Annotated in this window: 26 protein-coding genes and 1 riboswitch; of the genes, 18 read left to right on the top strand and 8 right to left on the bottom strand. The window is 36.5% G+C overall.

What is annotated here, in order from left to right:
- Window positions 1-47: 47 nt before the first annotated feature.
- Window positions 48-1418 (bottom strand): uracil/xanthine transporter, encoded by a 1371-nt coding sequence (locus tag JEM45_RS06195; RefSeq protein ID WP_198687120.1) that lies wholly within the window; start codon window positions 1416-1418, stop codon window positions 48-50.
- A gap of 185 nt (window positions 1419-1603) precedes the next feature.
- Here JEM45_RS06195 and JEM45_RS06190 point away from each other — a divergent pair, with 185 nt between their 5' ends.
- The 3 genes from JEM45_RS06190 to JEM45_RS10925 are packed head-to-tail and all read left to right on the top strand — an operon-like array spanning window position 1604 to window position 3014.
- Window positions 1604-2047: a YaiI/YqxD family protein gene (locus JEM45_RS06190; protein ID WP_198687119.1), complete on the top strand. Its 444-nt coding sequence runs from the start codon at window positions 1604-1606 to the stop codon at window positions 2045-2047.
- A gap of 42 nt (window positions 2048-2089) precedes the next feature.
- A complete protein-coding gene (locus tag JEM45_RS06185; protein WP_235678833.1) occupies window positions 2090-2734 on the top strand; it encodes an AEC family transporter in 645 nt (214 codons plus the stop codon).
- On the top strand, window positions 2685-3014 hold the full coding sequence (locus JEM45_RS10925) for an AEC family transporter (RefSeq protein ID WP_235678832.1): 330 nt from the start codon (window positions 2685-2687) through the stop codon (window positions 3012-3014). Before JEM45_RS06185 ends, JEM45_RS10925 begins: the two co-directional genes overlap by 50 nt.
- Window positions 3015-3055: 41 nt before the next feature.
- On the opposite strand, the gene JEM45_RS06180 is transcribed toward JEM45_RS10925, so the two are convergent.
- Entirely contained in the window at window positions 3056-3442 is a 387-nt protein-coding gene (locus tag JEM45_RS06180) for a RidA family protein (protein ID WP_026865757.1), read from the bottom strand.
- Between the two features lie 195 nt (window positions 3443-3637).
- Between JEM45_RS06180 and JEM45_RS06175 the strand changes: the two genes are divergently transcribed.
- From JEM45_RS06175 to JEM45_RS06135, 9 genes are all read left to right on the top strand, one after another.
- A complete protein-coding gene (locus JEM45_RS06175; protein WP_198687118.1) occupies window positions 3638-5275 on the top strand; it encodes a PucR family transcriptional regulator in 1638 nt (545 codons plus the stop codon).
- A gap of 137 nt (window positions 5276-5412) precedes the next feature.
- On the top strand, window positions 5413-6807 hold the full coding sequence (locus tag JEM45_RS06170) for an NCS1 family transporter (protein WP_026865755.1): 1395 nt from the start codon (window positions 5413-5415) through the stop codon (window positions 6805-6807).
- Window positions 6808-6891: 84 nt separating this feature from the next.
- On the top strand, window positions 6892-7827 hold the full coding sequence (locus JEM45_RS06165) for a CorA family divalent cation transporter (protein ID WP_198687117.1): 936 nt from the start codon (window positions 6892-6894) through the stop codon (window positions 7825-7827).
- On the top strand, window positions 7828-8199 hold the full coding sequence (locus JEM45_RS06160) for a DUF1801 domain-containing protein (RefSeq protein WP_198687116.1): 372 nt from the start codon (window positions 7828-7830) through the stop codon (window positions 8197-8199).
- A gap of 154 nt (window positions 8200-8353) precedes the next feature.
- A complete protein-coding gene (locus JEM45_RS06155; RefSeq protein WP_198687115.1) occupies window positions 8354-9304 on the top strand; it encodes a ZinT family metal-binding protein in 951 nt (316 codons plus the stop codon).
- Between the two features lie 12 nt (window positions 9305-9316).
- The gene (locus tag JEM45_RS06150) at window positions 9317-10474 is read left to right on the top strand and encodes a metal ABC transporter solute-binding protein, Zn/Mn family (RefSeq protein ID WP_198687114.1); all 1158 of its coding nucleotides are present in this window, start codon (window positions 9317-9319) and stop codon (window positions 10472-10474) included.
- Between the two features lie 61 nt (window positions 10475-10535).
- Window positions 10536-11030 (top strand): hypothetical protein, encoded by a 495-nt coding sequence (locus tag JEM45_RS06145; protein ID WP_026865750.1) that lies wholly within the window; start codon window positions 10536-10538, stop codon window positions 11028-11030.
- Between the two features lie 88 nt (window positions 11031-11118).
- Complete coding sequence (locus JEM45_RS06140; RefSeq protein WP_026865749.1) at window positions 11119-11400, top strand: DUF3219 family protein; 282 nt, start codon at window positions 11119-11121, stop codon at window positions 11398-11400.
- 1 nt (window position 11401) lies between these two features.
- Window positions 11402-12358, top strand: a complete 957-nt coding sequence (locus tag JEM45_RS06135) for an MsnO8 family LLM class oxidoreductase (RefSeq protein ID WP_166627123.1) — start codon at window positions 11402-11404, stop codon at window positions 12356-12358.
- Between the two features lie 162 nt (window positions 12359-12520).
- Here JEM45_RS06135 and JEM45_RS06130 read toward each other — a convergent pair whose 3' ends face one another.
- Complete coding sequence (locus JEM45_RS06130; protein WP_198687113.1) at window positions 12521-13696, bottom strand: MFS transporter; 1176 nt, start codon at window positions 13694-13696, stop codon at window positions 12521-12523.
- A gap of 158 nt (window positions 13697-13854) precedes the next feature.
- Window positions 13855-13960: riboswitch (SAM riboswitch) on the top strand.
- Window positions 13961-14051: 91 nt separating this feature from the next.
- On the opposite strand from JEM45_RS06130, the gene JEM45_RS06125 reads away from it, so the two are divergent.
- The 5 genes from JEM45_RS06125 (at window position 14052) to JEM45_RS06105 (ending at window position 17676) form a co-directional block, all read left to right on the top strand.
- Entirely contained in the window at window positions 14052-15137 is a 1086-nt protein-coding gene (locus JEM45_RS06125; RefSeq protein WP_198687112.1) for a 5-methyltetrahydropteroyltriglutamate--homocysteine S-methyltransferase, read from the top strand.
- A gap of 59 nt (window positions 15138-15196) precedes the next feature.
- Window positions 15197-15790 carry a ribonuclease H1 domain-containing protein gene (locus JEM45_RS10920; RefSeq protein WP_235678831.1) on the top strand — a complete coding sequence of 198 codons (594 nt, stop codon included), beginning with the start codon at window positions 15197-15199 and terminating at the stop codon, window positions 15788-15790.
- Between the two features lie 8 nt (window positions 15791-15798).
- Window positions 15799-16209, top strand: a complete 411-nt coding sequence (locus JEM45_RS06115; protein WP_166627119.1) for a hypothetical protein — start codon at window positions 15799-15801, stop codon at window positions 16207-16209.
- Between the two features lie 17 nt (window positions 16210-16226).
- Window positions 16227-17006 (top strand): Cof-type HAD-IIB family hydrolase, encoded by a 780-nt coding sequence (locus JEM45_RS06110; RefSeq protein ID WP_198687111.1) that lies wholly within the window; start codon window positions 16227-16229, stop codon window positions 17004-17006.
- Window positions 17007-17220: 214 nt separating this feature from the next.
- Window positions 17221-17676, top strand: coding sequence for a Dps family protein (locus JEM45_RS06105; RefSeq protein ID WP_026865742.1), 456 nt, complete (start codon window positions 17221-17223; stop codon window positions 17674-17676).
- A gap of 75 nt (window positions 17677-17751) precedes the next feature.
- On the opposite strand, the gene JEM45_RS06100 is transcribed toward JEM45_RS06105, so the two are convergent.
- From JEM45_RS06100 to JEM45_RS06080, 5 genes are all read right to left on the bottom strand, one after another.
- The gene (locus JEM45_RS06100) at window positions 17752-18411 is read right to left on the bottom strand and encodes a metal-dependent transcriptional regulator (RefSeq protein WP_026865741.1); all 660 of its coding nucleotides are present in this window, start codon (window positions 18409-18411) and stop codon (window positions 17752-17754) included.
- A gap of 62 nt (window positions 18412-18473) precedes the next feature.
- The gene (locus JEM45_RS06095; RefSeq protein ID WP_198687110.1) at window positions 18474-19322 is read right to left on the bottom strand and encodes a metal ABC transporter permease; all 849 of its coding nucleotides are present in this window, start codon (window positions 19320-19322) and stop codon (window positions 18474-18476) included.
- Entirely contained in the window at window positions 19319-20194 is an 876-nt protein-coding gene (locus JEM45_RS06090) for a metal ABC transporter permease (protein WP_198687109.1), read from the bottom strand. The genes JEM45_RS06095 and JEM45_RS06090 overlap by 4 nt, the downstream gene beginning before the upstream one ends.
- Window positions 20195-20200: 6 nt before the next feature.
- Window positions 20201-20917 carry a metal ABC transporter ATP-binding protein gene (locus JEM45_RS06085; protein WP_198687108.1) on the bottom strand — a complete coding sequence of 239 codons (717 nt, stop codon included), beginning with the start codon at window positions 20915-20917 and terminating at the stop codon, window positions 20201-20203.
- A gap of 12 nt (window positions 20918-20929) precedes the next feature.
- Window positions 20930-21862 (bottom strand): metal ABC transporter solute-binding protein, Zn/Mn family, encoded by a 933-nt coding sequence (locus JEM45_RS06080; RefSeq protein WP_198687107.1) that lies wholly within the window; start codon window positions 21860-21862, stop codon window positions 20930-20932.
- Window positions 21863-21965: 103 nt separating this feature from the next.
- Here JEM45_RS06080 and JEM45_RS06075 point away from each other — a divergent pair, with 103 nt between their 5' ends.
- The gene (locus JEM45_RS06075; RefSeq protein ID WP_166627113.1) at window positions 21966-22127 is read left to right on the top strand and encodes a hypothetical protein; all 162 of its coding nucleotides are present in this window, start codon (window positions 21966-21968) and stop codon (window positions 22125-22127) included.
- Window positions 22128-22170: the final 43 nt, after the last annotated feature.

The following is a 22170-nucleotide window of genomic DNA, read 5'->3' as shown; positions in this document are numbered from 1 at the left end:
AAAAAGCTTGGCCATCTACGAATCGATGACCAAGCTTTTACTTATAGCTATAGCTTATTTACAGGCTCTTCTTTTTCAGTATTTACACCAATATTATTTGAGATGGTTGCACCAACCTTATCCCAGTTCAATAAGTTTTCCATCGCTATTGAGATGATGGTTCCCATTAACAAACCGCTTGATAGTAAGGGTTGAACATAGCCTGGTAGGCTGCTAAATGCTGAGGCAGGTACTGCCATTAGAACCAATCCTAAAAACATTGGTATTGCTGAACGGTAAATATTTAAACTATTAAATTGAACAAGTTTGAACCAATCCCAAGCTGAACCAAAGAGTTGAACATAAGATACAAATAAAACAGCACATCCAACACTTAGAGGTATCATCGTAAAGAATGAACCAATTTGAGGAATGACACCCATAACAAAGAACATCGCGGCACCAAAAATGAATGGCATACGGTCATAAATTTTAGTCTGTTGAATAAATCCAATTGAAGAAACAAAAGGTGAGTAAGGTACTAGACCTAAAAAGCCAGGTAAAATTGTCATAATACCAGTAATCGTAAAGGAGTTTCTATAGTCTTTACTCGTTGATGGTGAGTCTGGATAGATTGGATCTGTGCCTTTGATTGAACCATATTGTTTTGATAGATTAAGCATCCCTGTAATAATGACGGTTAATATAATTCCGATATTCCAAGCTGGAGAACCCAGAGGGAAGAGGAATAATTCTAAAGAACTTGATGTGCCTGAAGTGAGTTGAGCATCCTGACCAAATAAAAGGACATAGGATGGCCACCCGATGATAATACCAATTAACATGGCGTATTGTGATAGTTTGTTAGATCCACGAATTGTTAAGACTAAAACAAGTGCAACAATAACAAAAGATAGGATTGCTGGACCTATTTGAATCTCTGTAGGGCCTTCTCCACCACCAAAAGGTAGACCAACCATCCCCTTAAAGAAGCTAATACAAAGTGATACACCAAATAAAAGCATGAACACACCCATCACACTTGGGTTAAATAATTTCTCTAAGTAATAACCAAAACCTGTCAGGCCAATAATTACGGTTAATACACCAGTGATGACTAATCCAACAGCTATACTGCCACCGACTTCAGAGATTGGCATGCCTTGTGCGGCTGCAAGTGTAGATAAGGCAAGTAAGACACCCCACCATAATCCAGAAGGACCGTCCATAATTGGGCGTCTATGGCCGATTAAAGCTTGTAGTAAACAGGCAATCCCGCCTAAAATAAAGGAAAATTGCATGGTGCTGACGATTTCCGCTTGAGATAGATTAAAGGCAGCACCCATGGTAATCGGTACAACGACAGTATTAATGAATATATACATGAGCCACTGTAGACCACCTAACCAGTTATCTAAATTTTTAAGTTGATTGATCATTTCCCAACATCTTCTTTCTTATAATAATCATTATTTATAATATATAGATTTACATAAAATGTCTTTGGTGATAATAGATAAAAAACTCTAGCTTTCTTATCACAAATTATCCAAGGGCATAGTAAAAAATCTAGAAAAGTGTTTAGGAATAAAAACTGATATACTGTACTAAAAGAGGTGAGTTTTTGAAAATTATTGTCGATGCGGATGCATGTCCAGTCAAAGATATAGTAATTTCTGAAAGTGCCAATAGAAATATTGATGTCACTTTAGTATCAAGTTTATCGCATTTCAGTAATAAGGATTTACAAAGTCACGTCAATCATATCTATGTCGATGCTGGTCGAGACGCAGCAGATTTTAAAATTGTTCAGCTTGCAAAAAAGGGGGATTTGATCATTACCCAAGACTATGGTCTAGCATCCTTATTGCTCCCAAAGGGCTGTAGAGTGATGCACCACACAGGTTTTGAATACGATAATAACAATATGGATCACCTTTTAGAAAGTCGTTATATGGGTGCTATGGTCAGAAAATCGGGTGGGAGAACAAAAGGGCCAAAAGCATATACAGAAGCAGAAAGACAAACCTTTAAAGCTCAACTTAACGAGATTCTCGACCAATACTAAACATACAAAGCAGCAAGAATAAGTCGATAGAGGATGAATACTATGAATGAATTTATCTTTATTATATATAACGTCATGCTACCGATAGCAATTATAGTTTTGCTCGGCTACGGCATACAACTTAAACTTAAACTCGACAGAGTGACGCTCGGTAAATTGATGATTAACTACATAATGCCAGTTTTTATTTTTATGAACCTATATCAATCCAATATTGATTTTAGTCTGTTACTTTACGTCATGTTATTCTTATTTCTATTTGCAGGGCTATCATTTATTGTCTCTCAACTGATTGCGACATTTGCTAGTGTAGATCGTGACCACAAGGTGCTCTTTACTAATTCTAGTCTTTTATATAATGCTGGAAATTACGGTGTGCCGGTCAACGACCTAGTTTTTAAAAGTGATCCCTTTGCGATGAGTGTGCAGGTCATTATCATGGTATTTCAAAACATTATCAGTTATTCCTATGGCATCATTGCTCTAAGCTCAAAAGATACAGGGAAACTAGCGGCCTTACTTGGCTACTTTAAAATGCCAATGTTCTATGGTCTATTGTTTGGACTAGGATTTAATTACTTCAACGTCGACAATAGCAGAGCCCATCATTTCTTCCTTATCTTATGTGAAGGACTCAATGATTGGACTCGTTCTGTTTATACTTGGCACACAAATCGCGGGAATTAAATTTAAAAAGTTACGACCCAGTGCATTTCTCGCTACAGCGGTGAAGCTACTGATTATTCCGGCTATGTCACTTGCACTCTTAATGTTATTTAATGTTGATGACGTCGTTGCACAGGCAATCTTTATATCGACCGCCTTACCATCATCTGTCAATAGCTCTGTTATTGCTCAGCAATATAGTGATGATCCAGAGTACGCAGCAGAAATTGTCATGATGAGTACAATTTTTAGTGCAGTCACTGTACCGATTATAATATTCATTGCTTTAAATGTATTTTAAAAGTAAAGCAGCTGAATCAATTGATTCAGCTGCTTTCTGACTTATTTATTCTTTTTTACAATGATTTCAATTTCAACTTCTGCACCAAGTGGTAGTTCATATACTGCGACACAAGTACGTGATGGGAAGGGCTCTGAAAACTTAGTCTGATAGACTTCATTCATCGCTTCAAAATTTTTCATTGTAGTAAGGTATACGTTAACTTTAACAACATCTGCTTCAGTTACGCCCTGATCTTTCATTACATCGAACAGGTTGTTAAAAGCCACTTCTGTCTGGCGGGCAATATCTCCCTTTAAATCTTCTTTTAAATCAATGCGATTTTTGGCAGTTTGTCCTGAGAAAAATAGGAGTTCTCCTGCATCAGTGACATGCGAGTATGGACCTGAGCTGCTGACTGTATTTGTATTATATGCTTTTCTTGTCATGAAATGACCTCCTCTATATATTAATATCATCATAGCATTAAGCAGTACAAAATAAGATATCCATTATAGATAAGAAATTGTGAATGCCATTTCTTGCTGTCACTTAGTAAAATACGTGTAAATGTTGGTATGATAGAGAATAATGACAGAAAAATCCTTATCCAAGTTGGATAAAAGCAAAAAAGGAAGGTGCTTATGAATTTTACAGTGAGAGAATTGTTGCAATTAGAAGAAATTCAAGAAGCGAATTATATAGGAACTAAGCAAAGCCTATCTAAATATATCACAGGCATCACCATAATGGATGCACCTGATGTGTCACAGTGGTTAAAAGGCGGAGAGGCCTTGTTGACAAGTTTTTATCCTGTAAAGGATTTTGATAATCAAGATTTAGAACAATGGATTAACTCCTTAATTGACAAAAAAATATCCGTTTTTATCACAAAGATACCTAAGGAAATAAAGGAGTTGCCAGATGTTATCACTCGCATATGTCATCAAAATAATATAGGAATTGTGAGCATTCCTGAACATGAGCCCTTTATAGAAATTATTAAGAGGGTCACACGTAAATTGTTCAGTCAAGATATCGAGCGACTAGAATACTTCAGAGAAATCAATCATAGATTCACAGAACTTTCTATTAGAAATATGGATGATGAGGTCATTATTAAGACGCTTGAATCACTAATTGGTAATCCAGTTACGATATATAATGAACTTTTTAAAGTACTTGCCACAACAGATAGTGAAGTGGAGTTATTTTATGAAACTCAGACCTTTGAGAAAGATAAACACACCTTAAACACTATATTTCCAATATATCGTCGATCTGTTATCTATCCGAAATTACAGGACAGAGAATGTGAACAGATTATGATTCCGATAACAACCGTCAATCAAAGTCGGATTATGTTGGTCATTAGTGCCATAAACTCTGGTTTTTCAGAATTTGACTTCGTGGCTATAGAAAATGCGGCTACGGCCTTATCACTTAACTTAGCTAAAAAAATTGCGATTTCAGAAGTGGAAAAGAAATATAAAAATGAAATTATCGATGACTTATTATCCGGTGAAATTAAAAATGAAAATGACATTGCTGAACGTGCTCAAAATATTAACTTTAACTTAAATAGTCGATCAGCAGTTGTTGTATTCACCTTAAATATTAAGGAAAGTAAAAACAATTCAACCGTTCGTCAACGCTACTACAATATATTAATTAATAATATTGAATACTATCTGAAATCAGCAATCATCAGAGAGCGTTTCAATCAAGTTATTGTAATTTGGCCGATATTCTCAGGTCAAAAAGATAGAAAAAAAGAGATGGCCAACATTAAACGAACTTTGAACTTAGTTGTTGAAAAATTTGAGGCGAGTGTTTCGGATGCAAAAGTTTTAGCGGGGATTGGCACAATCGCAGAGACTGTTTTTGACTTGCCGAGAAGTCATACAGAAGCACAAGAGGTCAACCGCATGTTAAATAACTACAATAGGGTTCAAAGCTTTGAGGAATTGGGTATATATAGATTGTTGTATCAGTTCAAGCATGATAGCAATGCACTCAGCGACTATATTCCGCACAGCTTGAGACGCCTGTTAGATTACAATAAGAATAAACGCGAACAGCTCATTGAAACCTTAGATATGTATTTACAAAGCCAACAGAATATTTCTCGTACCGCAGACCGACTCTATGTACACTATAAAACAGTCACATATCGTTTAGATAAGATCAAAGACATTACTCAGATGGACTATGAGGATGCGAATGAGATGCTATCCGTTCAGGTCGGTCTGAAGATATTAGAAATTAATAAGAGTGAATAACTATAATAAAATGGTATGATATTGAGAGAAAACGATTTAAATTTATCCATCATAGATAAAGACATGGGGAGTATAGAAATATATAATTGCTTATGGATATTATTACTGAAAATTATATGTTTTGAAGAGGTGTAAACATGTCAGAAGAAAATAAAGAAGTCCAAGGACTTGAGAATCCAGATGCGGCAGCTCAAACGGATTCACTCAAGCCTAATGGACCAGAAGATCGTACCCTAGGTGCAGCAGGTTACATGTCACTTTGGGTCGGAGACGGTGTCAACATGGGTAACATGACACTAGGTGCTAGTGTTGTCGTAGCGGGAATGGCAGTATTAAATATTTACCAAACTATTGCAGCAGCTCTAGTTGCTATCGCAATTGTTTCAGTATTATTTGCACTAAATGACCGTGCTGGTTATAAATACGGTATTTCGTATGTTTCACAGTTGAAAGTGTCATTTGGTGAAAAAGGGACTTTAATTTCATCACTACTACGTGCTGTTCCTGCTGTAATTTGGTACGGAATTCAGTCATGGATTGGTGGTACTGCATTAAACGAGGTATTTAGAATTGTCTCTAATGGTGCGATTGATAATGTATTTGTCGCATTTATTATTTTACTTGTGATTCAAATCTTACTTTCTATGAAAGGCTTCCATAGTATTAAGATGGTTGAATCAGTAGCTTCAATCGTACTTATGGGTATTGTTATTGTCGTATTTTACATACTCGTAACAGACCATAGCGCTGCGATTGCAGACACATGGATTAACACACAAGGTACATGGGGCGTTGAATTCTTCGCCTATGTCATGGTATTCCTTGGTAACTATGCTGCAATATTCTTAAGTGCTGCAGACTACTCAAGAGAACTTAAAGTTGGATACTCAGATGGGAAACGTAGCTTACTTTACTTTGTTCCGATCATTATTGCTTATGGTTCAGTTATTGTTGTTGGTGCAATGCTTGCAAGTGCGACAGGCTATGCCAACCCTGCACTAGGTTTACCAGCCCTATTCGATAACGAAGCAATGCAATTATTCATTTCTGTATTTATTGTCTTTGGTGCGATTGCTGTAAACATGGTTGCGAACATCGTCACACCAACTTACGTTATTCAGTTATTTACTAAGTTAAATTACAAGATTGCAGTAACGATTACAGGACTGCTTGCTATGAGTTCATTCCCTTGGTTACTTGTACAAGATGATAACGCTAAAGGTTTAGATACATTCGTTCATGTATACTCAGCATTCTTAGGGCCAATGATTGCAATTTTAATTATTGAATTCTATGTGATGAGAAAACAACATATCGATATTAAAGAGCTATACAAAAAAGGCGGTTACTTCTCAGGATTTAACTATGCAGCTCTACTCGCATTAATTATTGGTGCAGCAGCAGCCTTCTCATTCGTTGATCTCGCATGGTTGATTGGATTTATTGTTGCTGCTATAGCATATCCAATTATATCTAAGACAATGTTTAAAAACTCACCGTTCAAAAAAGGTACAATCTTTGAAAAAGAGTGATGAGTGAAGACAGCAGATTAAATCTGCTGTCTTTTTTTATTATATGTTGGCAAATTGGGGTAAGGATTATAAAGAGGTGACAAAGTGACACTAAGCATTGAATATATTACATATGATAATCAAATTGTTCATGGCACACAAAAAGAAGACGTACCCGCTGATGCATCTTTCGTTTGGTACGATTATTCGAGCTTTGAAGATAAAGACCAGCTTCTAAGAGACTTTGACTTTACAGCAATTACCTTAGAAGATGAAATTACAAAATTATATCGGCCATCTTATTACAGGACAGACGATTACCAGTTGTTGATCTGTCACAATATAGATAAGGAAACACTTCAAGCTCATGCCATTAACATTTGTGTTATGAAAGATATTGTACTTACATTTCACAATGGTCAACTTGAGGATTTTATCGATATAGGTAAGATTATTAAAAATATGACCGAAGATTTAGAAGTAGATATCGCACTGTATATCCTTCTACAGGCAGTCGAACAATACTTTGGAATACTTCATGATATTGAAGATGAAGTGATTGAGTTTGAAGAACGGCATGGTGATAATAAACGGGACCCTAAAATTAATGCTGCAATTTTTGATTTAAAACGAAAGGTTTTTCGTGTTAAACGTGTAATTGTTCCGATGTCGGAATTAGTCGATAAGTTTTCAGAGGAAGAAGAAATATTTAACAGTGAGAATAGTGCGCGTATATTAAAGAAAATAAAGGCAAAAATTGATCGTCAGAAGCTAATTATCACCTTCTCTGAAGAGATGATTGACGAGATAAAAGAAAACTATATCTCATATAATTCTTACCAGATGAACCGGGTGATTAATGTACTTACAATTATTTCAGCGATCTTTTTACCACTGACTCTGATTACAGGGATATACGGCATGAACTTTAAATTTATGCCAGAATTGAACTTACAGTTTGGTTACTTTATTACCCTAGGTATTATGCTGTTGATTAGTATTGGTATGCTCGTATTCTTTAAATATAAGAGGTGGATGTAAATGGTAAAGGAAATATTCAAAAAGAGTTTAGATAAGTTGAACGATGAGCAAAAAGCAGCGATTACTAAAGTGTACGATTGGATTGAAAATCATTATCCTGACTTTGAAGGCCAAGTAAAGTGGAGAACACCGCTATATGTAAAAGAGGGTAGTTTCATCATAGGGGTCAAGCCGGCAAAACATCACTTTTCTATTAACCCAGAACCCAAAGGCATAGAAGTATTTAGCGATAAAATCAAGGCAGCAGGTTATAGTCATGAAAAGATGACCTTCAAAATAAAGTATGATCAAGCGGTGGATTACGATTTATTAAAGGAGATTATCGACTTTAATATTGAGGATAAGAAGGATTTAGACACATTTTGGAGATAACTTAATATGTATTTTGAAGCGGATTGCATCAGTCAATCCGCTTTTTTTAATGCCTAAATATAAAATCTATGTTTACATTCTTTAAAATTTCATGCTATGATACAAATCGTAACAATTACGAATAGTAATAATTACGATTTAAAGGAGAGAGATTATGAAAAAGAATGTATGGGTGTTTGGTGCAAGTTTAGTGTTAACGATGATGGCTGCCTGTCAGAATGCAGATAGTGAGGAACAAACAAGTGAGGACAGTCATGAAAATCATGATCATCATGACCACGACCACAGTGAAGCAGTTCAAACGGCAACAATCGAAGGCTTAAATGATCACTATCATACTGGAGACCAAGTCGAGCTTTCAGTTACAACAGGTGAAGAGACAGAAGGTCACTGGCATTGGTATCAGAAGTCTGATGATGAAGAGTGGGTAATAATCGAAGAAGAGTTTGAAGATACACTTAATATAGAAGCTGTAGACGGTCAAAAAATAAAAGCGACATTTTATGATGAGGACCATAACGTAATTGCTGAAAGTGAGCCGGTTGAAATACATATTGATGATCACAATAGTGATGTCTATAACGGATACTTTGAAGACGAAGATATTGCCGACCGTGACATTTCAGATTGGACAGGGACATGGCAATCTGTCTACCCTTATCTAACTTCAGGTGAGCTTGAAGAAGTTTTTGAACATAAAGCAGAAGACGGTGATAAGACTGCTGAAGAATATAAAGAGTATTACAATACAGGCTATGAAACGACGATGAATGAAATTGAAATTAAAGAAGATGGCACAATTTCCTTTGTCAGTGGAGAAGACACAATCACCGGACAGTATGAATATGATGGCTATGAAATTTTAGAATATGAAGCGGGCAATAGAGGTGTAAGGTTTATCTTCGAACAAGTGAATGGAGATGAGGATGCACCAGATTATATTCAGTTCTCTGACCACATTATCGCACCAGAAAAATCTGGTCATTACCACCTTTACTGGGGAGATGATAGAGAAGCCTTACTAGAAGAAATGGATCACTGGCCAACGTATTACCCTGAAGATCTAACAGTAGATGAGATTAAAAAAGATATGTTACAACACTAGAAAGGATATACAATGAAGCAGTTTTTAGTTTTGATAGTGACGGTATTGGTGTTAAGTGCCTGTAGTCAAGGTGAAGCAACCAATAATGATAAGTTAAAAATATATACGACTGTTTATCCTCTAGAGTATTTAGTCAATGAAATTGGTGGAGAGACAGTTGAGACCGAATCGATTATCCCACCTGGTGCTGACGGTCATTCTTATGAACCGACTATAAAGGAAATGACTCATTATGCTGATGGAGATGGTCTAATCTATGTCGGTGAAGGCATGGAGGCATTTTCTAGTAATATTGCAAGTGCCTTAGAAAACCAAGATGTGGAATTAGTAGAAATTGGTCAATACAACAATCTATTTGAAGGTCATCATGAAGAATATCAAGGATTTGAAGATGAAGCTGATCAGGAAGTTATTGAAGGTCAAAGCGACCACTACCACACTGGTGACGTTGTTGAATTGACTGTAACAGACAATGAAGTAGATGAAATTCAGTGGTCGGTCACTGAAGAGGGCGGCTTTGAAGCGGTTATGAAAGGCGATTCATTTGACCATGAAGCGGGTGAAGAAAGCTTTTCTGTTAAGGCAGAAGGTCTTAAAAACGGTGAAGTCATTTATACAGATTATGCCGATATCATTATTGATAATCATGATAATTTTGACCCGCACATCTGGATTGATCCTTTAAAAATGATTGAAGTTGGAGACATTCTTAAAGATGAACTGATTGCTTTAAATCCAGAACATGAGGCTCTTTATGAAGAAAATTTTAACAACCTTCAATCAGAACTAGAAGAGCTGGATGAAAAGTTTAGTGAAACTTTAGATGATAAAGAAAGTGCTAAAATCATCGTGCCACATGCAGCCTTTGGTTATTGGTCGCGTTATGGTGTGGAACAATTAGCGGTTTCTGGTTATTCAATGAGTGATGAGCCTTCACAACAACAACTAAAAGAATTGAGTGAGACGGCCCAGGAAAACAATTTAAATTATGTACTATTTGAGCAAAATAGTTCTGGGAAAATATCTAAAGTCGTTCAGGATGAAATCGGAGCAGAGCCAGAATACATTCACAATATGGAAGTATTAACAGAAGAAAATATAAGTAATGATGAGGACTACATTTCACTAATGGAGAAAAACTTACAAGTTTTAGATAAAGTGACTGAGTAAATATCTGTTAACTTCTTTGAATTCGGGTATATTAAATAAAGAATTCTAATGAGGTGACAGGATGAAAGATGACGGTGTGATTTATTTAAGTAGAAAAGATGTGCCTAAAAATTATGATCCGAAGGGCTTTAATTTTACCTTATTTGGCTTGATTGTCCTCGGTGCATACTTATTGTTCATTATCTTTGATTTGTCATACAGAACTTTCAATAACATTGAAGAAAGTGCCTTTAATCGTGCCTACATCATAGCGATTATTGTATTAGTTGCCCTGGTCATGGGTTTTATCTTCAAGGCAGACAAAGGAGATAAGTATTATCAACTTCATATCTCAGAAAGTGGGATAATTATTAAATTTAGACGTGGTGAAAACGTGTTGATAAAAGAAGATATTACAAATATCACTATAGAGAACGATGTTATCACTGTAATTAAATTTTTAAATGGAGATGAAGTACTTAGAGAATTGAATCATGTTCATCTAAATCATGAGCAGTTTATTTCTCGTTTAAAACAGTATAATTATCCTGTTGAAGATAAGACTAAAGAAGGTTAAATTTATAAGAAAAGGGTATGCATTTTAATAGTAAAAGAATAGTTGTAATGTTATTATTCTTTTTAATGTATTGAAAGGATGGAATAGAATGGCGTACGATATAATCATGCTCGATGACTTAACTTTAGATGTAAAAGAACTCGTTAGAGATAAAGAAGAGGGTACTGTAAACATCGTTTTCGATGTGGCGAGTGAAGATTATCACTACTTATCAAAACACTTGTATCAAGAACAATTTCGTGTAAGAATTCCAGGGAATGATAATGAAGAATTCGAAGCGAAGATTGTTAACTTCTCAACATCTCTAGACAACTTGTATGAAGAAGACAATGTTGGAGAGTATAATATTACTTTGAAAGTCATAGATTAATATGCGTATAAGTATATTAGACCAGGCACCAATTTCAACACACATGACAGCAGAAGAAGCACTGGGTAATACTGTGAAACTTGCAAGTGTTGCTGATCAATTAGGGTATACTCGGTTTTGGTTAGCAGAACACCATGGAATGAAAGGTTTATCCTCAAGTGCACCGGAGGTAACGCTCGGTGCAATCGGGATGATAACTAAAGAGATTAGACTAGGCAGCGGTGCAACACTGCTGCCTTATTATAAACCATTAAAAGTAGCTGAAACTTTTAATACACTGCTCGTACTTCATGGTGATCGGATTGACGTCGGTATCGGTCGTGCCCCGGGCGGAGATAACGTTGCCTCTGAAGCACTAAGTGATAATTATCTTGGGCATGTCTTTAAGATGCCAGACTTAGTCAGTGAATTAAAAGCATTGTTAATGAATAAGAGAGAAAACTTGAAGGTTATGCCAGATAGCCAGCATAAAGTCAAAATGTGGATGCTCGGTACCAGTGAAAAAAGTGCGATCTTTGCAAGAGACAATCAGTTGAATTACTGCTATGGGGAGTTTATGAGTGGTCAGTCAACAGGCGAAGTACTATCGACCTATAAAGCAGATAGCAATAAAGGGGAAATCATAGTTACGGTCAACGCTTTTTGTGGAGGAACGTATGAGGAAGCAGAAAGAATGGCGAGACCTTATTTAGTCAATCAAGCCTTAAAATCAACTGGGCGAGAATTTTCTGGCATACCTTCATTTGATGAAGTTTCAGCAATTGAATTGACCGAGGAAGAAGTAGCTGAGCTCAATAAGGTCCGTGACAATGTCATCATAGGAGATGCTGATTTTGTGCGGGATAAGTTGATGGCATATCAAAGAACTTACGGTGTTGATGAGTTAATGATAGTGACGATTACACATGATTTTACTGATAAGGTTAATAGTTATAAAAGAATTGCTGAAGTGATGTAAAATAATTAAGAAAAGCGTTGAACCTTATAGAGTTCAACGCTTTTTTTGTGATGTTGATGATAGCGGGTGGCCCGCTGTAGTGATCACAGAAAGCCGAAAAGTAAATAACGGCCCGCTGTGACCACGACAGAGAGCCGATAGCTATAGAGATATTATAAAACATTAATTTTCAAAGCGGCTTTTATCTTCTATGAAGTGAGTGGCGACCATGCATAAAGCGCCAAATACTAACATACCACCGGCAATGAAGGTAATCTCACGGTATGAAAATCCGTTAGTCAATAAAAGTGAACCGAGTGATGCACCGATTGAGTTTGAAAGGTTGAAAACTGAAGCGGCCAAAGTTCCGGCTAAAGCGGGTGCGGTAACGGCTGCAAAAATAATCTTAGAATTCAACATTGGAGAAATTCCGAATGTGCCTAAGCCAAATAGTCCAGCGGCAAGGTAGGCAAGATATGGAACTTCTAACATAAAGGTTAAACCGAATAAGACGATGGCTAAGAACAGAATAACCAAAGTAACTGCGCCAGTTAGTTTTCCGGGTTGGATTCGCCCAGACGAAAAGTTACCAATGACTGCAAAAGTACCAAACATTAGCATACTAAAAGTGACCCCAAAGTCTCCCATACCAGCAATGTCTCTTAACATAGGTTCTAAAAACGTATAAGCAGTAAATACACCTGAGTATCCAAAAATAATCGTAATCATTAACATGATGACATTCTTATCTTTTAATGCTGACAATTCACTAGAGATTTTCGGTGCTTCACCTGTCTTATAGTTTGGTGTAAATAATATTAGACCAAGTAAGTTGATTATGCAGAGGGTAACGATGATCCAAAAGACGATTCTCCAGTCTAACAAGGCACCAATGTATGAACCAAATGGTACACCGAGCATCACTGCGATGACGAGTCCACCATTCACTAGGGCAACCGCGCCGGTTTTCTTATTTGGTGGAGAAATTACCATCGCTAAACTCATCATGACACCGAAGAATGGCGCATGCATAGAAGCGGATAACAAACGCGATAATAGTAGTACTTCAAAATTTGGTGCGGTCGCGGCAACAATATTAGAAACTATAAATATAGAAATTAAAATTATTAAGAGTAATTTCGGAGACAATCTCAACGTTAATAATCGAATCACCGGACCAAACACAGCAACACTGAGTGCATAAACACTTAGAAGTAAACCGGTTGTAGAAACTTCAACGTTTAAATCTGCAGCAAATTGAGTTAATAAACCGGTAACGACATACTCTGTCATGCCGACTGCAAAGGCACCGATCATAAAAATTGTAATGACAAGTTGTCTTGAAGCTTGATTCTTCATATTAACCTCCTTACTAAAAGCATAAGAGATATACTATTACACATTAAAAACAAAGTCTATATTATATATAAAGAAAGTGTTTTCACTTAGTGATTTATAAGTTATTTGACAGAATATTATGTCTAGTGCTAATATAATATTCAATTAAATAAATAAAATTCTTATCCAGAGAGGTGGAGGGAAAAGGCCCGTCGATACCTCAGCAGCGGACCCTTAGGGGTACTGTGCTAATTCCTTGAAGTTCTTGTAACTTAAAGATGAGAAGATGGACATGTAAAGCACTCCTCTTTTAAATCTTAAACAAGATAGAAGGGGATTTTATTTATTTAAAAACAATATTGAAAGAGGTTATTACATGTCAGCACCATTTAAAGCAGATCACGTCGGAAGTTTATTACGTCCTGTCAGAATACATCAAGCAAGAAAAGACTTTGAAGCAGGTAATATCAGTAAGGACGAATTATTTAAAATAGAAACAGAAGAAATTGAAAAAGTTGTGGATAAGCAAATTGAAGTCGGACTCAAGGCTGTTACGGATGGCGAGTTCCGCCGACGTTTTTGGCACACTGACTTTATGGAACATGTTGGTGGCTTTGAAGGCTATATCCCTGAAGAAGGTTACTCATTCAATGGCATGAAGACAGAAGCCTATAATATCCGAAACATCGGTAAGATTTCTTTCGATAAAAACCATCCACACGTGAAAGAGTTTATCCTGTTTAAGGAAATCGTTGGAGACAGAGCTGTTCCAAAACAAACGATTCCTTCACCTAACCAATTTTTCAACTATGGTGTACGTAATAAGGAAATCTATCCGGATATTGAAGAATATACAGATGACATTATTGCAGCTTACCAGGATGCCATCTTGGCCTTCTATGATGTCGGTTGTCGATACTTACAGTTAGATGATGTTTATATTGCAAGACTAAATACTGAAGAAGAACCGTATCAAGAGAGTGGTTATAACCGCGAACAACTTATAGATCTTGCTCTAAGAGTTGTAAATGGCGCCCTAGAAGTGAAACCAGAAGATATGGTAATTACTACTCACTTATGTCGAGGAAACTACCGTTCAACTTGGGCATTTGAAGGATCATACGCCAAGATTGCACCTGTCTTATTTGCTAAAGAAAATGTTGATGGTTTCTTTTTAGAGTATGACGATGATCGTTCAGGCGATTTTGAGCCTCTAAAAGAAATTCCTGATGGTGGCCCGGCTGTTGTGCTCGGTTTACTGACTTCAAAAAGTGGTGATTTAGAAGATAAAGAAGTGATCAAAGCGCGTATTGAAGAAGCGACCAATTATGTGCCTAAAGAACAAATTCGTTTGAGTCCACAATGTGGATTCTCTTCAACACACCACGGAAATGTTTTAACTGAGGAAGAACAGTGGGAAAAATTACGTTACGTCATTGCACTTGCTGACGAATTATTATAAGGAAACTGCCACTCATGGTACAATCATGAGTGGTTTTATATATTTAAAGGAGTATCGTTATGGCGAAATATTATGCAGTGCGTAAAGGACATCAAACAGGCATCTTCACTAATTGGCCGGACTGTCAAAAAGCAGTTAAAGGTTATAGTGGGGCAGAATTCAAATCATTTAAAACAAGACAAGAAGCTGAGAATTATATAGATAATTTAAAAAATGAAATAGTAGATATTCCTAAAGGTGCCCTTGTGACTTATGTGGATGGTAGTTATGACAAAAGAAGTGAAAAGGCAGGCTTTGGTGCGGTGTTTATAGTGGACGATCGTGTGATTCACCAAGCGAGTGAACCGACTGAGGTCGACCCTGAAGTCAATCTTTGGAACGTAACAGCAGAAATAGCAGGTATTCTCTATGCAGTAGAGTGGGCGATTCAACATGACTATAGTGATATATATGTGCACTACGATTATGCAGGATTAGAAAAATGGTATAATGAAGAGTGGAGAGCGAGGAATTCTGTCACTCAAAATTATGTTAAAACGATGCACGAATATAGTAAGAAGATTAATATTCATTTCTATAAGGTGGCAGCACATACAGGTGTGGAATTTAACGATCTTGCAGACCAACTCGCTAAACAAGCTGTAAGTCAGTAGGAGAAATTATGCATATACTTTTATTTGTTTTAGTTGCAGGACTATTAATTAAATTTGCGACAACGTCATTTTTTGACCAAGATAGAATTCATTTTTCATTCGATGAAAGACGATACTTTAATGATGAAGAAGAAACGATTGCGAAGATAATGCGGTTAAATCTAGTGAAAAAAGAAAGAATATTCTTCATTGTAATGACCCTAGTTTATATCACTTCAATCATCTTATATTTCTCGGGAAATATCACTTTAGGCCTTAGTGCTTTAGTTTTAGTAATCATCTTACAATTACTTTTAAATATCATGACGGATTTTCTCTTGTATACTGCTTTTTACGATAAGGCGAATCTGTTTATGATTGCAATTTGGCTTGTACTGATTGCTGCAGTGATTATTTTATCGAATATGTATATTATTTAAATCAAAAGAGGTGCCTTATGACAGATAAGAAATTGATATTCTTTGATATCGACGGAACTTTATATAACACTTCTAAAGAAGTGCCTGAAGATGCTAGAAATGCTGTAATACAACTCAGAGAACAAGGTCATATTGTTGCAATTGCGACAGGTCGTGGTCCGTTTATGTTTAAAGAGTTAAGAGAAATGTTAGGTATCGAAACATACATTAGTTACAATGGTCAATATATTGTCTACGAAGGTCAGGTTATCTATGAAAATCCAATTTCGAATGAAACACTTGATGCACTGACTAAACAAGCTCATAAAAATGATCATCCAATTGCATATTGTGATGAGAACGATCTACGAGTGAGCACGAGAGAACATAAACATGTTCAAAGTGGCATCGGATCATTGAAGTTAAACTTCGAGGTGACAGAAGATCAGGCATACTACCATAATAATGATATTCATCAAGCGCTGTTGTTTTGTACCGATGGCGAAGAAGAAGCGTATGAAAACAATTATGATGATGTTTACTTCTTAAGATGGCATGAATTTGCTACAGATGTCATACCTAAAGGCGGTTCTAAAGCTAAAGGAATAGAAATGTTGATAGAGAAAATGGGTGTCGACTTAGAACAGGTATATGCATTTGGAGATGGACCGAATGATGTAGAGATGCTTAGCTTAGTTAAAAATAGTGTTGCTATGGGAAATGCTGTTGATGAGGCAAAAAGAGTAAGTCGATATCAAACCCGTCACGTAGACGACAACGGCTTAGTAGAAGGTTTGAAGATGGCTGGTTTAATATAAATCAGTCATTTTTTTAATGTTTATATTAATTTAGTAGGGGTATTGATTATTGTTAGCGAGATAGAAAAGTCTTCTAAAGTCTTATTTATAATAATTCTAAATAGAGCTTGATTAATTATTCTATTGTTGCTATAATAAGTTTATAAATAATAATGATTCTAAATAAATAGTTGCGCAAACTCATACTATTATATAAGGGAAAGGTGATTTTATAATGGCACAAGTTACAGAAAAAACAGCAGTAATCGAAGTATTAAACAAGCAATTAGCGAACAACACAGTATTATGGACTAAATTACACAACTACCACTGGTATGTTAAAGGACCTAATTTCTTCTCACTACACGCTAAATTTGAAGAGTTATACGATGCAACAGCAGTATATGTAGACGATTTAGCAGAGAGAATTCTTACTCTAGGTGGAGAGCCAATTGCTAAACTTACAGAATCACTTGAAGAGTCTAGCATTGAAGAAGGCGAATATGGTCTTGATGCTAAACAAATGGTTAAACAGTTAACTGAAGACTTCGAAGTATTATCTGCAGAATTAAATCAATCAGTTAAAACAGCAGAAGATGCTGGTGACGATCGTACAGCAGATATGTTCATTGCAATTGCTCAAGATGTTGAGAAAAACAACTGGATGCTTAAATCTTATTTAGGTGAGTAATGTTTATTAGGGTACATGCTCTAATGAAATGATATAGAAGACCGGTGCGTTAGAATTCTAACGCACCGGTCATTTTTATTGTTCCTCAATAACAACAAAGAGATATTGTGCAATGGTTTGACTGAGTTCAACGTTTTCATCACGACTTATGTTGTGAATGAATAGGAGATCGAGTGTTTTATCCACCTCATAAATTTTAATCTGATCGCCTACATTTAGATTGGCACGTTGGAAGTAATGAACGAGTTTTTCCTCATTAAGCATTCGTGCGATGTTGACTGGTTGATTAAGTTCAACATCAGACAGACGAATCGACACTTTCTCTTGTTTCTCCATTAAATCTAAGGGGATTGCACCGCCATGGGGACAATGACTTGGATAATCTAAGTACGCTTCTAAGCGGTCTGCTAAGAGATCACTCGTTGAATGCTCTAGTAGCTCTGCTTCATCATGAACTTCGTCCTTTTCAAAGTTAAGATTTTTCACGAGAAACACTTCCCAAAGACGGTGCTTACGAATGAGCTTCTTTGCATATTTCGCACCTTCATCGGTCAACATGCTGCCCTTATATGGAATGTATGTGACCCAGCCTGCTTTTACGAGGCTGTTCATCATTTCAGTGACAGTCGGTGGTGAAATGCCTAACCGTTCTGCAATCTCTTTATTAGGTACTTGTATTTTCCAAGCACCAAGTTCAAATAACACTTTTAAATAATCTTCTTTAGTTGGGCTCATCGTTACCCTCCATTCACAAGTTTCATGTCTAATTATGAAGAAACTTTATGAAACAGGCAAATTTAATTTACTGGTTTTCTATGGCTTAAAGTGAATTTTTGAATCATAAACACTAGTATAAATGTGATGAATGAAACCGTTGCAACACTACCTGATATAGAAGTGTCCGTGAAATACCCAAATATGCCGCCGGCTATACTGTTGAATGCCGCAATAATCAGTGTGAGCCAAATCATTCTAGATAGTCTTTTGGAAACTAAATAAGCAGTCATGGCCGGGGCCGTAAAGAAACTAATGACGAGTATTGAACCAACAGTATCAAAAGCCGTTACTGCTGTAATAGAAACTAGTGACATCAGAATGTAGTAGATCAATGTTGCCGAAAAGCCAGAAACAGCAGCGAATATTGGATCAAAACTTGTGACTTTTAATTCTTTGTAACACAAGAGAACGAAGATGATATTAATTAGTAAAATAATCGATAATTGAACAAGTGCATAGGGTAGGCTGAAACCTAAAATATCGATGCGATTTAAGGGGGCGAATAAGACTTGCCCCATAAGGACGACGTCGATATCTAAGTGCACGTCATCTGCATATCTCGACACTAAAATGACGGCAATTGCAAATAAAGCTGTAAAGACAATGCCGATTGAAGCATCGGCTTTGACTAACTTAGAGTTAGAAATTAGCTCTATTAGATAGACGGTTAATAAGCCGATAACTGTTGCTCCGATGATGAGTAGGGGTGATCGTAAATCATTGGTGATGAAAAAAGCGAGTACGATACCAAGTAAAATCGTATGACTGATAGCATCGGTTGTCATCGCCTGTCCTTTTAAGACTAAAAATACACCAAGTAAACTCGTTGCAAGTGCCGTGATGAGTAGGACTGCAAATACTTCTATCATATGTTGGCACCTCGCTTTTTACTTTGAATAATTTTAGCACCGAGCCCTTTTGGTGCAACAATTAGAGATAGTATAAATAGAATACTGAGTGATAAAATAATCGCTGGACCAGTCGGTATGCCTGTGAATGCAGTTGAAACATAGGTGCCTATAAAGGCTGAAACGACCCCTGAAATACCAGCGATAATGAGCACATTAAGGAAACGGTTCGACCATAAACTGCCTATGACAGCAGGTATGATTAAAATATTTACCATAAGAATGGCACCAACTGCCTTCAGTCCAACTGAAATTAAGACAATTGTCATGAGTAAGACCAGTGCATTCATTAAGTTTTTATTAATGCCGATTGTACGGCTGTATGTTTCATCAAAAATATAGATTCTTAATTGATGATAGGAAATAATAAATATCAGCAGATTGATCAGTGCAGCAGCAATGATGATATAGACATCAGATTTCAACATATAGGCAGCCTGACCAAATATAAAGTCATCAATCCCTTGGGTACCTGAAAAATTTGAATTGCCTTGAACGTAACTTTTTAAGACCATGCCTAAACCGAAAAAACTAGACAGAATTAAGGCAAGGGCACTGTCTAAGGAAGTCTTTGACTCTGAAGTGATTTTGTTTATAAACCAAAAGGCAAGAACTCCAAATATGACTGCACCAATCACGAGGACTGAGGTTTCCATCATGCCAAAAATCATAAAGGCAATGACAACACCTGGAAAAGTTGCATGACCGATTGCATCACCAATTAAACTTTGTCCCTTTAAGACGCTTACAGTACCCACTACGCCTGAAGCGATTGCTAAAATGACCGTGCCGAGAGCGACAATTATAAATGAATAAGACGTTAAAATATCCATTACTTATCACATCATTTCATAATAAGCGGCATTAATATTGTCTTCTGACCAGACTTCTTTTACCGGGCCGCTTGCAATGACTGTTTTGTTTAATATAATGACATAATCAAAATATTCAGGCACAGTATTTAAATTGTGATGTACAACTAAAAAAGTCTTACCTTGTTTTTGTAAATTTTTCATGGTGTCGATAATTAACTTTTCGGTTGTAATGTCAATACCTTGAAGCGGCTCATCCATAAGGTAAATACTCGCATCATGTGCAATAGCACGTGCTAAAAAGACGCGCTGACGTTGACCGCCTGATAACTCAGAGATTTGACGGTCTTTATATTCTGTCATCTTAATTGTTTTCAGTGCTTCTAGAGCGATTCTTTTATCCTCGTTATTTGGTCTTTTAAACCAACCTTTATGAACATAGCGTCCCATTGTGACGACGTCTAAGACAGTAGCAGGGAAATCCCAGTTAACGTCGCCTTTTTGAGGCACATAGGCAATATTTTTAAGTGCTTTTTTACTAGTGTCATCCATAACTGATGTCGTCCCTGATGTGGGTTTGATTAACTTCATGATTGTCTTCATTAATGTTGATTTACCCGCACCATTTGGACCGACAACCGCAGTTAAACTCCCTGCTTTAACATCTATATTTAAATGACGGACTGCAGCCTTATTGTTATAGGCTACAGTTAAATCATTTACGTTAATTATTGAATGTGACATAGTTATCCTCCTTTATTTAAGATTATCGACGATCGTATCAATATTATGGCGGTACATACCAATAAAGGTATCGCCAGCATCACCTTCTACGGCTAATGAGTCAGATAGCAACTTATCTTCGTTGCTGTTAACCACTTCTACCGAACCACCTTTTGATTCGACAATTTCCTGAAGGCGTGTCATTCTGTCTGGATTTGTCGTTGTTTCTACAAAGATTGCTTTAATATTGTTGTCAGCAATTAAATTTGCAGTTTCTTCAATTTGGTTATTTGAAACTTCACTGTCAGTAGAGAAACCTTGAGGTGCGTGAACATCTATATCTTGAGTTTTCTCTAGGTATTGGAAAGCATCGTGAGGCGTCACAAGAATACGGGATTCCTTAGGAATTTCTTCGACTCTATCTGATACGTAAGTTTTAAGTTCATCAAGCACTTTAATATAGTTATCATAATTTTGTTCATAATCATCCACAGCTTCAGGATTGTTCTCGATTAAAGTATCCTTCACTTTTGTAACAGCTTGTTTGTAAAGTTCGATATCAAACCAGAAGTGAGGGTCAGTTTCAGAGCCTCCCTCATCATCTTCCATTGTCGTTAAATGATCCGTATTGAAATCATAAGTAATCGATACACCTTCCTCAAGCACATCTGCCATTCGACCTTCAAAATTTAAACCGTGGTAAAGCACGGTATCCGCATCATCTAACGCCCTAAGGTCACTTGCCTTAGGTTCATAAACGTGTGGGTCCTCTCCAGCAGGAATAATCATTTCAACATTGTAGCCATCTATACCTTCATCTAAAACAGAGACCATATCATTGATAAAGGTCGTCGTGACAACAAGATTTTGTTTATTGTTGTCAGTTTCAGAGCTTGCTTCAGTACTACAAGCGGCTAAGATAATCGTTAAAGTTAATGCTATTATCATCGTTATTATTTTTTTCATCTGTATAAACTCTCCTTTTGTTGGGTTATATAAATTTAAATATTAGGTTACCCTAACTTTTTGGATTAGTCAAACCGAAATAGAGAGGGAGGTTATGTTGAGTGTGTTTGAGAAAAATGTTGAAAGGCTAAGTGATACTAAATGGTTTGATTTTATGTTGGAATGCGTTAGTGAATTGGTAAGAGAAGGGGAATTTTCAATGGTCAAGGAGAATGAAAGTAAAAAACTAAAAGGGAGGAGCGTAAACTATTTATTTGGGGTTTAGTGATAGGGATAATACTGGATGACATTTTGGGTAATCCGATTGT

This window comes from Jeotgalicoccus sp. ATCC 8456 (assembly GCF_016313225.1).
GTDB lineage: Bacteria > Bacillota > Bacilli > Staphylococcales > Salinicoccaceae > Jeotgalicoccus > Jeotgalicoccus marinus.
The sequence above is the reverse complement of the archived record's forward strand: the minus strand, read 5'-3'. Positions and strand labels throughout refer to the sequence as shown.